11 protein-coding genes are annotated in these 15,990 nt (G+C 46.7%); all 11 read right to left on the reverse strand.

Annotation, left to right across the window (positions count from 1 at the left end):
• Positions 1-15 precede the first annotated feature (15 nt).
• Complete coding sequence (locus AC5ZC7_RS22715; RefSeq protein ID WP_496158748.1) at positions 16-561, reverse strand: hypothetical protein; 546 nt, start codon at positions 559-561, stop codon at positions 16-18.
• Positions 562-564: 3 nt separating this feature from the next.
• Positions 565-3,216 (reverse strand): GH116 family glycosyl-hydrolase, encoded by a 2,652-nt coding sequence (locus tag AC5ZC7_RS22720; protein WP_496158747.1) that lies wholly within the window; start codon positions 3,214-3,216, stop codon positions 565-567.
• Between the two features lie 98 nt (positions 3,217-3,314).
• Positions 3,315-4,352 (reverse strand): FecR domain-containing protein, encoded by a 1,038-nt coding sequence (locus AC5ZC7_RS22725; protein ID WP_496158746.1) that lies wholly within the window; start codon positions 4,350-4,352, stop codon positions 3,315-3,317.
• Between the two features lie 66 nt (positions 4,353-4,418).
• Positions 4,419-4,967 (reverse strand): RNA polymerase sigma-70 factor, encoded by a 549-nt coding sequence (locus AC5ZC7_RS22730; RefSeq protein WP_496158745.1) that lies wholly within the window; start codon positions 4,965-4,967, stop codon positions 4,419-4,421.
• Positions 4,968-5,110: 143 nt separating this feature from the next.
• Positions 5,111-6,211 carry a redoxin domain-containing protein gene (locus AC5ZC7_RS22735; RefSeq protein ID WP_496158744.1) on the reverse strand — a complete coding sequence of 367 codons (1,101 nt, stop codon included), beginning with the start codon at positions 6,209-6,211 and terminating at the stop codon, positions 5,111-5,113.
• 6 nt (positions 6,212-6,217) lie between these two features.
• Entirely contained in the window at positions 6,218-7,633 is a 1,416-nt protein-coding gene (locus AC5ZC7_RS22740) for a RagB/SusD family nutrient uptake outer membrane protein (RefSeq protein ID WP_496158743.1), read from the reverse strand.
• Positions 7,634-7,644: 11 nt separating this feature from the next.
• A complete protein-coding gene (locus AC5ZC7_RS22745) occupies positions 7,645-10,920 on the reverse strand; it encodes a SusC/RagA family TonB-linked outer membrane protein (RefSeq protein WP_496158742.1) in 3,276 nt (1,091 codons plus the stop codon).
• Between the two features lie 91 nt (positions 10,921-11,011).
• Entirely contained in the window at positions 11,012-12,148 is a 1,137-nt protein-coding gene (locus AC5ZC7_RS22750) for a FecR domain-containing protein (RefSeq protein ID WP_496158741.1), read from the reverse strand.
• Between the two features lie 52 nt (positions 12,149-12,200).
• Complete coding sequence (locus tag AC5ZC7_RS22755; RefSeq protein WP_496158740.1) at positions 12,201-12,773, reverse strand: sigma-70 family RNA polymerase sigma factor; 573 nt, start codon at positions 12,771-12,773, stop codon at positions 12,201-12,203.
• Positions 12,774-12,911: 138 nt separating this feature from the next.
• On the reverse strand, positions 12,912-14,339 hold the full coding sequence (locus AC5ZC7_RS22760; protein WP_496158739.1) for a glycoside hydrolase family 30 beta sandwich domain-containing protein: 1,428 nt from the start codon (positions 14,337-14,339) through the stop codon (positions 12,912-12,914).
• Positions 14,340-14,414: 75 nt separating this feature from the next.
• Positions 14,415-15,980: a RagB/SusD family nutrient uptake outer membrane protein gene (locus AC5ZC7_RS22765; protein ID WP_496158738.1), complete on the reverse strand. Its 1,566-nt coding sequence runs from the start codon at positions 15,978-15,980 to the stop codon at positions 14,415-14,417.
• Positions 15,981-15,990 lie beyond the last annotated feature (10 nt).

Genomic DNA, 15,990 nt, shown 5'->3' on the forward strand with positions numbered 1-15,990 from the left:
GAAGTTAGCATTATTTTACTTTGTTTTCATCGCCTCTCGCATGGCCTGTTCTTTCTCTGCACTCCAGTACTTACAATCCAGGTTGATAAACACAGACGAGTAAGCCAGCGTGGTATTTGTTTTTAATACCACTACTTTAAACAACCCCGCTGTTTTATCCATCTTCGCAAAAACGGAATCATGTAATAATGTTTGTACGGACTGTCCCTTAAAAATCTGTTGCAGGCTATCGCGGTAACCAGCGGCACCCGGAACAAACGACAACTCCTTATCCAGGTAAAGTATTGGACTTACATGCGTGCCTTTATTAAGCTGTTGGATGGTATACTCCGCTACTGCCGGCAAAGCCGCGTTGGTGTTAATGTATACCATACCGGGGGCCGATTGAAAAGGAAATGCCTTGTCGGCAATAATGATCCAGTTACGATGGCCCAGTAAAGGCAATACGCTGTCCAGCTGGGCTTGCCAGGTGGCAGTGGCCGGCGCCGGTGCCGTCTTGTCTCCCGGCTTACAGGCAAATAAACATACAACGGCAACGGCTATTTGAAGAAATGATTTCATTTGTTAGGCAATTGTAATTTGAAGTGATTGCCCGGCATGTAAACGCACGGGTGCAGGCAATTGTATAGTTACCCATCCGTTGTTTTCTGTAAAGGCTACGGGAGTTTTCTGACCGGCTACCGTTACTTTATTCACACCGGTATGCGCAAATCGTAATGTCTGGAGCGACAAGCTGCCATACTTCAACTGCAGGGTATGATGCCCGTTCTTTTGTGTATAAGTACCCCATCCTTCTGCCGTCACAAAAGGTGATTTGAAATTTTCTTTGTTCATCGCTGGTGCAAAAGCGATGTATCCTTTAGGGCCATGATACTGGAAGCCGGTGGCTGTAACAAAAGTGCCGTAGCTGGCCATGGCGCGTGCATAGTGGTCACTGCACTCTATTTCATTAAACGGATTGCGTTTATAGGCATGATAACGGTCATGTACCGCGCGGGTAAGCGTGAGCGCTTCATCGGTCATACCTTCTGCCATCATATGCGATGCCACCTGGTGCTCAAAACCGGTCATACATTCATTAAAGTAGCCCAGCTGCCAGGCATCTTTCACACCGAAAGGATATTGTTCGTTATGTGGATTGGTGTTGAGGATCATGCCGGCTTCTCCCGCCAGTGCATAAGGCCGGCCTCCCGGATGCGCCGCTATATACGGCCCCACATCCTGCTTGTAGTTGTACTTGTACAAAGCCTTTAAAGCCGACATCGTTTTTCCCTTATCAATCACACGGTCCATACCCACCTGGAATGCCCAGCTCTGGCCGTATACCTGGTCGATATGACAGGTGTTATAAGAGCCGATCACCGAGCGTCCTTTAACTTTGTCCGGCTGGTGAATAAAGTATTCCCCATTGAACAACTGTGATTCCATATTGCGTTTTCCCTTCTCCACATAATCATTACAGATGGCTGCAAACTCCATATCCTTCACTTCTGTAGCCATGAGTGCCGCTGCTTTTACGGCAGCAATACACAAGCCTACAATCCAGGCAATTTCTCCATCCCAAACAGCATCGAGTGTGTTTTCCATCGGCGTATCTTCCATGCCATCACCGTTGCGGTCCTGGTGAATAAGAAACAGTGATGCCTTCTTAATGTTAGCCCAGTTATGTTCGAGGAAGCGGCTGTCTTTACTCATCTGGTGTTCACGATAGATGCGCAATATAGTTCCGGCTTGTCCGTCAATCGCAGGGCGCTTTTCAGCCTCTCCCCTGAACAGGATACCGCCATCTGCCATTTGCCCGATGCCCAGGTCTACCCGCTGCCGGGTATCTCTCTCCAGGGCGGGGAAAATGCGGCCCACCGCCTGTGCATACTGCCATACGTGCGTACAGGTACCTTCACAGGCGCCCACGCCTTCCCAGGCATAAAAACGGCCGGAACGGAAACGATGCGCAGTAGTGGTAGCCAGCGTAGAAATGTTCAGGAAGGTACGTTCCATAAACCACCATGGCAACGTAGCATCATACCAGGTATCTTTCCACAAACGGCTTTCGCGGTATAAGCGGGTGTAGTTTTTCTGTACATAGTTCATTACCGCAGTGGCATCACTGAAATGATTGGTGTAGTAACGGCCCTTGTCCTGTATCACATTAAACCAAAGATTTGGCGTATACCAGCTGATGGCGAAATCATTTCGTACAGACTTACCCGGTAGTATCTTATTTTGAATGGCTACACTACCGGTTAATTTTTCATTAACAGGCTTCACCACCGGTTGTGTAGCAGCCGCTTTAAAATCAGCTGCCGATAATTCACCGGTTGACAATAACGGATTCACCTGCACAGTTGTACCGAAGGCGGCCAGGCATAGATTGCCGTAGTCGTATAATTTACTGAACTCCTCATTGCTGCCATTCTTTACGCGTACAGTAGCATATACACCCTGCCAGCCCTTTTCCTTCACTACTGTATTGGTACGCTCATGATCGGCACCGGCGCTGTGAATAGCTGCTTTATTTTCCAGCCAACCCAGTACCGTAGCGGTAACAGGTGTAGTACCTTTGTTTATAATTTTGTAAGATAGAATAGTTACTGGTAATCCGGAATCATCCTCATTCAGCGGAATAAACGGAGAAAATGCCTCGAGCATTACTTCTACAGGTAGTGCCGGATCTGTATACCGGATCACTGCCATTGGGTAAGTGGCTTCAAAGGTGATTTCCGGCCAGCTGGCCTCATCAAACCTGCGTATAATCGTTTGATTGTTGTAAGTAAGCTGCAGGGCAAATCCCTGGTCAAGCGGACGAATATCTTTTGAAGGTGCAATGTAGCAGGCCCCATCGCGGGAACGAACTTTCTTGCCGCCACCGAGTACATCCACGGAGAAGTCTACCGTTTTAGGTTCAATACCTTCCTGGTTCCTGTTGAAAATATCCCATAGCCATAAACGACCGTCGCCACCCAGGTATACCGTACCACACATAATGCCGCCTACCGGCATCCCGATATATTGCAGTTCATTTTTGCTTTTACGATAGGTGGTCACAGTACCTCGTTCATACAGCGAGGCAATCCAGGCAGCATCCGGCTGACGGGTGGTCAAGAGGTAGTGAGGGGTGTCCGCAATAGTGCGGCCCACTACCGGAAGGCGTACCGTTAATGCGCCGGCCATCGTCAATCCAATGTTCCTTAAGAATTTTCTCCGTTCAATTCCCATAGATGTTTTTTTAGGTTTTAGCCATTAGCTTTTAGCTTTTAGTAAATGCGGCAGACGATAATATGTTGGTCTTCGCTGCATTTGCTAAAATCTAAAAGCTAAAAGCCAAGTGCTTTAATAATTAATACGCTGCTGGCCGGATCATAATCGTAAGTAAACTGTCCGGAGGTGCTGCTTAATAAATTCATGACCTCCTGAATTTTTTCTCCTTTTATACTTCCGGTAAATTCCAGTTGCTTCAATTGTGGATCTTCAAAAATAACGGTGATATTGTACCACCTTTCCAGCCGGGTAGCCAAACTGGCAAAGGATTCCTTCTTAAAAGAAAGGGTATTCTCTTTCCAGGCAATCTCTTTCACAGCTTCTTCTTTATTATCCGGGAGCGGCTGCCAGGCGGCGGTGCAACTATTGTCTGTTCCCTTTTCACGGGTCAGTGTCAATTTCTGCCCCGGCTTCAGCAGGGCCTGACGCGGCTTCGTATCTTCCTGGAATTGTAATTGTACGCTGCCGCTGATCAAGACTGTTTCCACGATAGATTCATCAGTATAAGCACGTAAATTGAAAGATGTGCCCAACACCTTTACCGTAGCCCCCTTCACCTTTACTTCAAAGGGAACATTGGCCTGTTGCGCTACCTCGAAATAAGCTTCTCCTTCCAGCTGCAACAAACGGGTATGAATGCCGTAGTTATCGTCATACACCAGCTTACTCCCCGCATTCAGCCATACCACGGAACCATCCGGCAATCTCACCTGGCTACGGGTACCGCGGTTAGCCACCACGTCATGCCGGGCGGTATGTTGCTGATGCGTAAAAAATAAAAGCAGGCCGCCCAACGCCACCAACAAGAGGAATCCAGCCGCCCAGGCCAAACGGCTATGCCAACGTTGCACCGGCTTTATTACCGGTATGCTGGTCATTTCAGGTACCCGCTGCTCCAGCAGGGCCAGCATGCGCTGTTGTTCTTCGGCACTGACAATAGGTACTTCCTGGTGCCAGACCCGCTCCAGGGCATCTACAGTAGGCGCTATCTCCGGATGCGCTGCAAACAATGCCTCCAGCTCCGTGAGTTCTTCCGGAGTGGCCTCGCCATTTAATTTGCGTGCGGTTAATATCCAGTATCGTTCAATTTGCATGAATAGTGACTTCGTCTTAACCATAAGACAAAACAGCCGGGGAAATCACCTAAAAGAAATGGAAAATTATTTTACAAGATGCGCATCTACCGCTGCATGAATCCGCTGGAAAGCAATCGCCAACTGACTATCAATAGTGCGAACAGAAATACGGAGGATCGCGGCTATTTCTTTATACTTCAGCCGTTCTTCTTTGGCCAGTTTGAAGATTAACCTGCATTTGGGGGGAAGTTTATCAATGGCGTCCTGCATCGCCTGGGTCATTTCACCTGCCATTAACTGCTGCTCCGGGTTAATTGTGCCTAAGGGTTCCAGTAGTACCTCCATTTCCTCAAAAGCATAAAAAGTAATCCGGTCGCGCTTCTGCAGGTAATTCATACAGGCATTCCGCACACTGGTAAAAAGATATACCCGGAGATGTGCTATTTTCAGGAGATCCCCACGATTGCTCCACAATGCTGCGAAAATGTCTGCTACAATGTCCTCTGCCGCCCGGGAGTCTTTCACAAAAGAATAGGCAAACTTCGATAACCCCGGCATAAAATGCAGGTATAACGCCTTGAAAGCATTACTATCATTGTTCAATGCAATATTCTCCTGCCAGGTGTTTATCATAACGAGCGTGACAAGCAATATATACAACCTTTAGGCAGGTTGTACCTCCTTGTTAAACCAGCGTCACGAAATGTGAAAAAATCATCATCCCATAAAAAAAGCGGCGTCCTGTTGAAGAACGCCGCCGGAATAAGGACAAAACACTATAATACTTCTTTCAACTTCTCTTCTAATGCTGCTCCTCTCAAATTTCTACCGATAATCTTTCCCTTGGGATCTACCAGGAAATTAGTCGGCACGGCACTGACACCGTATAATTTCGCGGCAGGATTTTTCCAGCCACTCAAATCCGACACATGCGTCCAGGTAAGATGATCTTTGTCGATAGCTGCCTTCCATTTTTCTGCGTTATCATCCAGTGATACACCCAACACCGTAAATCCTTTGTTTTTATACGCCTCAAAAGCTTTCACCACATTGGGATTCTCGGCACGGCAAGGGCCACACCAACTCGCCCAGAAATCAATGAGTACATATTTACCTTTGAAGTCGGCCAGCGACACCATTTTGCCATTAACATCTTTCATGGAGAAAGTAGGTGCTACTTTTCCTTCTGCCGTTTTTGTTGCAATAGCGAGGAAGGATTGAATGTTTTCACCAAACAATGATGCTTTGGCTACAGGTCCCATTTTATCAAACCACGCTTTCGCTTCCTTATCTTTGCCGGGACCACTGTGAAAACGACCTACCAGGTAAGCTTCCAATACTGTATTATGCCTGGTGGCCAGATAATATTTTACAATACTATCGCCTTTTACATCCAATGCCCTAAAGCCGGCATTTACTTTCTCTACGGTAGCAGAATCAGGCTTGCCTCCATTGGCCTTCCGGGAAGCATCATACATTTCATTCAGCTGCCCTGCAATCGGATACAACGTTTTCAGGGCGCTATCAAATGCACTCCAGTCCTGTTGTGCGGCGCCGGCAGTAACCGTTGCATTTCCCAGTTGCATATCAGTCGCCGTTACAGTGGCTACTTTATCTTTCTCCAGCATGACAGAGAGAAAAGAAGTACTACCCAAAGTATGCAGGTAATACAAGTTAGTGCCACTCGTTTTCACAGAAAAAGTAAACTGTCCGTTTTTTATTTCGGCAGAATCCTTCATCTCTTTCTGATGATACTCATAGCTTAAATATACGCGGCCATCGGCACCATTCTGAATGCTGCCCCGGATAACAGACTGCGCCCGGGCAGTAGCAAACGACGCCAGTAGTACGGCAGTAGCGGTCATTATTTTTTTCATATGCGGTTAGTTTGTGTAGCCAGCGTTTTGCTGGATAGCTGTATTGGTGTTTAATTCGTATTGTGGTATTGGCCAGAGAATAGCGGTAGATTTCCAGGTAGGCTTCAATACGCGCAACACTTCATCTGCCTTATTGGTGCGGATCAGATCAAACCAGCGATGCCCCCACTCCGCAAACAGTTCTATTCTCCGTTCCCGGGCAACAGCGGAAAGTAAGGCATCTTTGCTAATAGCCGGCGACAGTAATGGCAATCCGGCACGCGAACGGATACTATCCACATCCGCAATGGCAGGAACCATATTTCCCAGTTGTGCATTGGCTTCTGCGCGAATCAGGTATTGTTCCCCCAACCTGAATACAATTTCGTATTCCGTTGCATTCGCCGGCACCGTAGAGCTACCCACTCTTACTTTGTACTTGGCCGGATAGAGATAGGTTTTACCATTATATGTTTTAATACCTACCCAATTGGCCAGACGTTTATCTGTTGGTTCAAAAGCCACTGCTAATACTGAATCCAGTGCATACTTGGGCGCAGAAGAACTACTCGTATCCGGGATAAACATACTACCGGTAAAAGTATTGACCCCACGGTTGAGTACTGGCATCAGCTCCCAAATAGCTTCTCCGCTTTCTTTCAGGAATACTTTATTCAGGTCTGTCGCTAACGTATACGGCCCAGCAATAACTTCCCCTGCTTTAGCAGCTGCTTCCGCGTATTTTCCCCGGTACAGGTAGGCACGCGCCAGTAAGGCAGATGCCGTAAAGCGATTCGGCCTTACTTTACCGGAAGTCGGATAAGCAGCTTGCAACAGCCCTTCCGCCAATTTAAGGTTAGCAATAATGGTATCGTATACCACAAGTACTTCTGTGCGGGGCAGATTACTGTTAGCATGGTAGTCAGTAGCTTCCGTTAAAGGAATTTTACCATAGAGATTCGTCAACTGAAAGTAAATGAATCCACGCAGGAAATAGGCTTCTCCCAACAACTGAGCATTCATAGCCGCACTCACACCATTGGGCGCCTGTAGCCCTTTTAAAATGGCATTTACACGGTATAGGGAAGCATAGCCATACTGCCATAAATACTCTGCCGCTGAATACGACTGAAAAGTAACCTGGTTGGTACTGAATTCCTGGTCAGCAGCGTTAAAACTATAGATTTCATCTGCCATCAAACCACTGTACACACTCAGCGTACCATTGGCGATACGGGCTGAGTTTGTTCCCATCATATCCTGGTATACACCAGATACGGCGGCCAGGGCATTCGCATCGTTTGCAAACAAACGATCCGACGGCACAACATCTTTCGGTGGATCAGCGTCCAGAAACTTCTTGCAGGACACCATCGTTACACAACATAACAGCAATACTGCCAGCAAGCTGTTTTTTTTCGTATATACGTTCACGTTTTGCATCTTTTAATCATTTACAAGGATAACTGAATACCGGCGACATACATTTTTAATGGCGGCTGGAAAATACCCTGTGTTTCCGGATCAAACCCCAGGTAATTGGTAATAGTCAGCAGATTCTGCCCCTGTAAATAAACACGGCAGTTACTCAGCTTTAACTTCGATATCCATGCAGATGGCATATTATACGCCAGGTACACATTCTTCAGACGGATAAATGAAGCGTCTCCCCATGTTTGCGTAGAGTTCATATAATTAAACCATACCGGCGAATAAGTAGTCGCCCCCGGAATGTTGGTTACATCACCCGCCTTCTTCCACCGGTTCAACACCGTCACGTCAAAATTGCTCATCGCGCCTATATTACTCCAGGCATTGTTGAAATAGTTAAAGCCGGATTGTTTGCTGTACTGGAAAAACACATCCAATTGCCAGTTCTTATACCGCAGCGTATTTTGTAAACCGCCATAGTACGCAGGTGTTCGGGTACCCAGCACAATTCGTTTATTGAAGTCCATGCTGGTAAACTGCGGCACACCTGTTTTCTCATCCAGCATTGTAAACTCATATCCCTTCGATACCTGTAAAGGTTGACCAATAGCGTAATTATAACGGTAAGAAGAACTTTCCAACCCGGGATAAGTCACCAGTTTATTTTGCGGAATCGTCAGATTAAAGGAAGTAGTCCATTTAAATGATTTACGGGATAAATTAGTGGTGCTTACTTCAAATTCCCAACCCTGGTTACGTGTTACTGCCGGCAAATTATACTGTACAGATGTGAAGCCGGCAGTAAATGGCAGGTTATAGCCCACCAACTGGTTAGTAGTACGGTTGCTGTAAAAATTGATATTGAACAGGAGCTTATCATTCAGCAAACCTGTTTCCAGGGCGACATCTGTTTTCGCCACTTTTTCCCAGCCGAAAGTGGAGTTCGCCAACCGGGAAGGATTTAATGTGGCCACGCCATTATAACTATTACCACTCACCGTCCAGCTGGCCATATAGCCGTAATCACCAATCATGTCGTTACCGGTAGTTCCATAACTGGCTCTCAGCTTACCAAAACTTAAAAATGGTAAATGATCTTTTACAAATGATTCTTCACTGAAGATCCAGGCCGCTCCCAACGCACCGAAATTACCGTAACGGTTTTCCGGGGCAAAACGGGAAGAACCATCCCGGCGTGCAGTAGCATTTACTACATACTTACCCTGTAAGTTATAGGTCAAACGGCCGAAAAAAGATTGGTAACGGTAATCATTATACCCTGCATTGGGATTACCATAGGAAGAAGAAGCCACCAGCGAAGTGGCGCCCTGCATAGATCCCATCGTTTCTTCTGAAGAATAACCGGTGGCCGTAATATAGTATCCGTCGGAGGTCCGTTTCTGCCAGGTGGCTCCTACCAATGCTTTCAGGCTACCGCTTCCCAGTTTAAGCTGGTAATCTACCTGCGGTTCTACAATAAAACCCTTACGTTGTGTGTTCCCAAAATAGGCCACAGATTGTTTATAGTAACGGGGATCCAGGGAAGATAATGGATTGGCGAGGTACTGATCCATGCTATTCTGATTATATCCCAGGTTCACTTTTACCTGCAAATTATCCAGGATGGCATAACGCATGGTAACATTGCTGTTCAGGTAAGCCGCCTTATTATTATAGCGTTGCAGCAAGTTGGCGGCTGGATTATTTCCCATATCCCAGTTCATTTTTCCATCTGCCTTGTACAGGGGAAAATTGGGAGGCAGGTTGTATATAGTTGCCAGATCGCCGGAAAAATTTTTATCATCATCATTCGAATAATTGGCCGCGAAAATGAGGTTGAATTTCGAATTCACTGAAGTGAAGTCGTAAGAAGCATTAAATGCAATGCGCTGATCACGTCCGTCACCAGGATTCACCGTGGTTTCTTTATGATAACTGCCACCCAGCATAAAGCGGCTTTTGCTATCGCCACCATTTAAACTTACCTGCGCATCGGAAAGATGTGCGGTTCCTCCAATTAAATATTTTTGCCAGTCGGTATAGGCATGCTGGTCATAGGTAACAAGGTCAGGTGCGTTCGCCGCGCCCGGCTGAATATTGTCATTAGCAAAAGCTTCTTTTCTGAGCGCCAGGTATTGATCCGTATTCAGCATATCCAACATATGCGTTACTTTTCCTGCGCCGGCATATACATTGGCATTCACGGCTAACCTACCATCTCTTTTAGGCTTTTTGGTGGTAATGAGAATAACGCCGTTAGCACCTTTGGAGCCATAAATAGCGGTTGCGTCTCCATCTTTCAGGATTTCTATGCTGGCAATATCATCCGGACTGATACTGTTGAGCGGGCTCCTGGAGCCTTGCACCGGGGTACCCAACGCATCAAACTGGTTCAGTGGTACAGAGAAAAAAGGTACGCCATCTACTATATACAATGGCTCGTTGCGGGTTACATACGGACTATTTTCGCCAATGGAATTCTGTCCACGGATCTGCACCGCTACATTGGATCCTGCCTTTCCACTGGTAGCTGTAATCAACACCCCTGGCGCCCGGCCCTGCATGGCCAGCAAAGGATTACCTACCGGTTGCTCTTCAAACACAGCGCTGTTAATACGACTGATAGCACCGGTATTGTACCGTTTGGTGGTGGTGCCATATCCCATGATCACGGTTTCATCCAACACACTGGTAGCACGCGATAACTTTAAATGAATCACCCGTCTTTTTTCAATGGCAATATGTTGTGGAACGTAGCCGATGTAGGTCACATCCAGGGCAGCATCTTCCGAAATACCTGCCAATACATACTCTCCCTGTGACCCGGTACTGGTACCGGTATTACTGTTAGTCACTTTAATGGTAACTCCCGGCAGCGGCGTGCCTTCCGTACTGGTCACGGTACCGGATAAACTAAAAGCAGCCGCATTCGCATTGTTATCTGCCGCTGCTTTCTTGTTTAGTACAATCACCTGGTTTCTCCTGATTTCATAGCTGATGTTCCTGTTGCTCAGTACATAATTCAATACTTCTTCCAGTGTACCATTCTTAAAATCAAGCGTTACTTTTTCCTGGTCGTCCAGCAAGCGGCTATCGTAAAAAACGGTGAGCCCTGTTTGTTTTTTGATTGTCTTAAAAACACTTTCTAAAGTCAGTTGTTGGCCTGAAACGTTTAGCCTTCTTACTTTTCCGCCCTCCTGTGCATATACGGAGGTGCATACTAAAACGGAAAGCAGTGCAGTGATACTACCAACTGCCAACGACTGCCGGAGCTTTCTCCGCAGTGAGTTTCTTCCCATAAAATAGATTTTGGTTTAATCCGAAATAATCAACATCGGATTAACTACAAATGAATAGTTGCTTCGGGTGAACGGTAGTAACAAACTTTTTTTAAGGCAGGCTAAAATGTAGCTGACTGCCGCTAAAATAATAGCGTATGTGTGTAGATGTTTGCAGGTCCTGTAAAAATTCCGGTAACTTATTTTTCTCTACCATTCCGGTGACCGATGTATTAGCCACCGCTGGCTGATCAAATACTACTTTAATATCAAACCATCTTTGCAGTAAAGGCTGCATGTCCTGTAAAGTGGTATGATGAAAATAACTGATGCCTTTCATCCAACTTAATACTTCTCCCTCATCAAATTCCCGTATGGTCAATGGCCTTTCATTGGTATACACCGTTTCCATCCCTGGTTTTAATTGTATCTTTTTATCGGCACCCATTACCTGCACAGCGCCTTCCACCAGCGAAGTAATTTCGTTAGTGCTGTAGGTATTGATATTAAAAGCCGTACCCAATACCTGCACCGTAGTATGCGGTGTATGCACCATAAATGGCAGGGTACTGTTTTTAGCGACCTTAAAATACGCTTCCCCTTCCAGGTATACCTCTCGCTGATGTCCTGAAAAAGTAAAGGGAAAACGTAACCGGGTAGCGGCATTCAACCATACCTCTGTACCATCAGATAATGTGAGCTGGTAATCCGCTGCAGGAGGCACTACCAGCGTATTCATGGCATCATTGCCATTGCCGGTATAGGCTAATCCATTTGTACCGTTTTGCAACTGCACACTGCCGGATTGCAACTGTCGGATGGCACTGTCGCCGGTTAAAGCAACCGGGGTTTGTCCGGCTATCAGTAGTTGTACCGCCTGTTTCTTTGCCGGGGTATAATGATCGCCCGCTGCCAGTGGTGCAGCTGTCCGGGAGGGCTTCAATAGCTGATAAAGGCCCGTTGCGGCCAGCAACAGCAATACCGCCGCTGCAACACGGACCCACCAGCGATAGCGGTGTTGTAACGTATCAGACACCCTGGTTGCCGGTAAAACAAATGTTTTTTGTGCGGCGTGTAACTGCGCCAACTCCGCTGCCGGGTCCAACTCCTGCGCAAAAGAAGCCGCGTCCAATACGGCCGATTCCTCCTGCAATGCGGCCCACATTATACGGGCATCTTCATCTGTAGCCAACAGGTGTGCCAGCTCCTCCGAATCAGATTCAGACAAGGTGCCGGTAAGTTGTTCCATGAACAAAATCCGTATGTGTTCGCTACTCGTGGCCATTACAGTTATACTACAATTAAAAAGTGCTATCGGGTGAATCCGTTCCGCTAATTTTTAGCTTTTCTCTCAAAAATTTCAATGCCAGCTTCAAATGCGTTTTCAACGAATTAACAGAAATACCCATATCATCCGCTGCTTCCTGGTATTTTTTCTGCTGCAGATAAACCAAACGAAAAGCCTGCTGCCGTTGTTCCGGCAACACTTCCATCGCACTAACTATCTGCTGATACATTTCAGGAGAACGGGTCTCCGGGATCATATCCCGCTCCAATTGCAAACCATATGCTTCCAGCTCCCGTTGTTGATAGGCTTGCTTTTTCAGTAAATTGAGGCACCGGTGCTGCACGGCACGGAAAAGATATCCTTTTATTTCCCCATGCAACTGCCGGTACAACTGCTTATCCCACATTTCCAGGAAAAATTGTTGCACCAGGTCTTTGGCCTGCTGTTCATCCTGTAAAAGAAAATACGCATTAGTACAAAGCATCCGGTAATACTTCAGGAAAATAGCGTCAAACGCCGATTTATCCCCGGTATTCAACTGCTGTAGCAATAATATGTCCTGCTGTTCCTCCATGACTGGCTCCACATCCTAAATACACTGGTTGGTTGGTTTTGCGGGATAAATGTAGTAAAAAAGGAATCACGTAGTATGGGGCTGGGGGGAGTTTATGAGAAATGCGGTTAACAAGGGACCTGCCGGCAACACAGCAAGCCCCCTAAAGATCTATTGAACAATTAACGTAGCAATAGAATGCGCCAGGCTTTTCGTAGCCGCCGCCTTCCCCGCTATCCATAAATGAAAGGGAATCTCCTGGTCAGTAGTATTCATCACTACTACTACCAACTTCCCATCTGTATTCATAAAAGCCGTGGTTTGCAGCATGGAGCGACTGCTGGCACTCACCACCCGCTTCGCACCCGGACGAATATATTTGGAAAAATGTCCGAGATAATAATAAGCATTGGTATAAATTAATGTGCCTTTTTGCGTGTCTGCATGTACCGGCGCAAAACAGAAATTGCCCACATGATTAGGCCCTCCCTGTTCATCCAACAAGATGTTCCAGTCGGTCCACGCTACCGTACCCGCATTAAAGTCACCGATCAGGGAGCTGCCATACTTCTCTCCAATAAACCAGTCATGCACTTTTGCCAGGTCAAATTTTTCTATACAGCCTTCGGTAAATACCAGTGGCTTATCAGGGAATGCTTCATGCACCAATCGTTCATTCTGAAACTGCATCTCGCTGCCGGTCCAGGTTTCGTACCAATGGTACCCGATGCCCCAGATATATTTAGCGGCACCAGGATCGCTGAGCAACGTAGTGGCGCGTTGATATAACAGGTCGCGGTTATGGTCCCAGGCAATCAGTTTTTTGTTGTCCATGCCCGCCTTTTGCAAAGTAGGACCAAGATATCCTTTGATGAAATCACGTTCTTCTTCAGCGGTATAAATACAGGATTCCCAGCGCTGTTTCGCCATAGGTTCATTTTGCACGGAAAGCCCCCATACCGGAATACCCAATGCTTCATAGGCACGGATAAATTTCACATAATGATTGGCCCAGGCCTGGTAAAATGACGGTAGCAAATGTCCTCCCTGTAATACATTGTTATTGTCTTTCATCCACGCCGGCGGACTCCACGGACTCACAAACAACGGCAGTTTACCACCTGCAGCCGCAATAGCTGCTTTGATAAAAGGAATACGATACTGCTTATCATGGTCAATGCTGAAGGTTTTCAAAGCCGTATCATGATCCGCTGTATAACTATAAGTACCGCTGGAAAAATCACAACTTTGTATATGGGTTCTTGAAAACGTATAACCTATACCGTTATTAACATCATAGTAGGCACGTAGCAATTCCTGTTGCTTTTCTTTAGGCAGTTTGGCGTACGTTTCAGCCGATGCATCCGTTAGTGCACCTCCAATACCAATAAAGGTCTGAAAGGTTTTCCGGGTATCTACAAACACGCAGGGCTCTGTTTCCAGCGGCTGCGACATTGGCGTAAATTCCAGTGTACCCGTTGGCGTGAGTCGCAGGTTGGTATTGGCAGCAGTCGTAACAACGGTTACTTTTTGCTGCTGTGCATATCCGCTACCTGCTGCTAACAACAGGCAGGCGCCTGTTAAAAATATCTTCTTCATAAATTATTATAGGAAACGGGTAAAAACGTCAAGTGCTTTCAGCGGGTAGCTGAAAGCACTTGAAATCAGATGATTTTATTGGGACTCCCACTCTTTGCTCTGTTTGAGCTTAGTGTTCACCAGCTCCAGTTGTGGAATAGGTAATATTTCACTTCTGCCCGGCACAAAATTCCGTTTAGGTAGGATAGGAGCAAAAGCTGCTGCTGCTTTACCGGTTCTAACGAGGTCAAAGAAACGATGTCCCTCTCCTGCCAGTTCCAGCCTTCTTTCCAGGAAAATATTATCCAGCGTGGCAGGAATGGCTCCCAGGCCAACGCGTGCCCTTACTGCCCCCAGCAATGCATAGGCGCGGGTACCGGCACCGCTGCCTTCTCCGGCATTCACACGGGCTTCCGCTTCCATCAGGTAGGTATCTGCCAAACGGATTTCATACAGGTTCTGCGGAAAGTTCAATACCATTTCTCCACCACTGGTAGAGGCATTGGATTGTTTGCCGGCAAATTTATTCAGGAAGTAGCCGGTGTCATCAAAACTGGGAACATACGTTACTTTCTTGGCCTTCACAAGGCTGTCCATATCCAACACCGTAGCCGCAAAGCGGGGGTCATAATGAATAGCGGCATATAACTCTTTACTTACCAACAGGAATCCCCATCCGGCCACATAATCCGGTGCATCAGGCGAGGTTTTGGTATAAGACCTTGGGCCACACAGGATATTCAGGATATTACCTTCTGTTTTGGCCACGCCGTCTGTCCAGTTACCACCGGAAATGGAGTTGAAAGATACCTCGAAAATAGACTCACTGTTGAATTTGCTGGCATCATCTGACTTCCAGAGCGACGCAAAATCCTTCACCAGGTTATAGTTATATTTTGCACTCGGTTGCCCGGGCGTTTCACCATTTACCTCCTTAAATTCTGCTGCGGCTTCTGTCCATTTTTTCTCGTATAAATATACCTTGCCCAGCAACGCATGAGCAACTCCTTTCCCTACACGACCACCTTCGCCTAAACGTGGAGGCACATCTGGCAAATTACTCTCTGCAATGGCATCTTTTAAATCCTGCTCAATTTGTTTATATACTTCTTCCGGGGCTACCTGTACCACATTGTTCATTTGATCTGCCGGCACCGGGGCGGTGAACAGCGGAATGTTTTTGAAAAAACGTACCAGGTCAAAATAGAAATGTGCGCGGAGTATTTTAGTTTCTGCAGCATATCTTTTCTTCAGGTTATCATCCATTGGTACACCCGGCAATTTGGCCAGCAGCGTATTAGCACGAAATACCCCTGAAAATCCCTTCTTCCATAATTCGTCCTGTGGACCAAATGCCGGCGTAAGGGTAAACCGTGTTAACACCTGTAACACGTTGATATCTGTGGCATTACCACCACCCGTCCAATGATCATCGGAAGCGGCATCCATGGCGCCCACTTTGGTGGTATAGTTACCCGCCTGCCAGCCTACTACATCATATACGGCTACCAGCCCATTAAAAGCTTCCTGCTGGTTTTTGTAATAGTTAGATTCCAGGAAACTTCCTTTGGGTGATACATCCAGGAACTTATTGCTGCACGCGCCCAGTAATTGCATGCCTGCGGCTACTGCCACTATATATTTGAAATTTCTTCTTTTCATTTTTGATCAG

It is taken from the genome of Chitinophaga sp. 9-1-y, assembly GCF_059511905.2.

Excerpts from the sequence above, each read along its gene's own strand:
- AC5ZC7_RS22740 (WP_496158743.1), bottom strand. The coding sequence starts at position 7,633 with ATGCAAAACGTGAACGTATATACGAAAAAAAACAGCTTGCTGGCAGTA.
- AC5ZC7_RS22765 (WP_496158738.1), bottom strand. The coding sequence starts at position 15,980 with ATGAAAAGAAGAAATTTCAAATATATAGTGGCAGTAGCCGCAGGCATG.
- AC5ZC7_RS22735 (WP_496158744.1), bottom strand. The coding sequence starts at position 6,211 with ATGAAAAAAATAATGACCGCTACTGCCGTACTACTGGCGTCGTTTGCT.
- AC5ZC7_RS22760 (WP_496158739.1), bottom strand. The coding sequence starts at position 14,339 with ATGAAGAAGATATTTTTAACAGGCGCCTGCCTGTTGTTAGCAGCAGGT.
- AC5ZC7_RS22750 (WP_496158741.1), bottom strand. The coding sequence starts at position 12,148 with ATGGAACAACTTACCGGCACCTTGTCTGAATCTGATTCGGAGGAGCTG.
- AC5ZC7_RS22745 (WP_496158742.1), bottom strand. The coding sequence starts at position 10,920 with ATGGGAAGAAACTCACTGCGGAGAAAGCTCCGGCAGTCGTTGGCAGTT.
- AC5ZC7_RS22730 (WP_496158745.1), bottom strand. The coding sequence starts at position 4,967 with ATGATAAACACCTGGCAGGAGAATATTGCATTGAACAATGATAGTAAT.
- AC5ZC7_RS22715 (WP_496158748.1), bottom strand. The coding sequence starts at position 561 with ATGAAATCATTTCTTCAAATAGCCGTTGCCGTTGTATGTTTATTTGCC.
- AC5ZC7_RS22725 (WP_496158746.1), bottom strand. The coding sequence starts at position 4,352 with ATGCAAATTGAACGATACTGGATATTAACCGCACGCAAATTAAATGGC.
- AC5ZC7_RS22720 (WP_496158747.1), bottom strand. The coding sequence starts at position 3,216 with ATGGGAATTGAACGGAGAAAATTCTTAAGGAACATTGGATTGACGATG.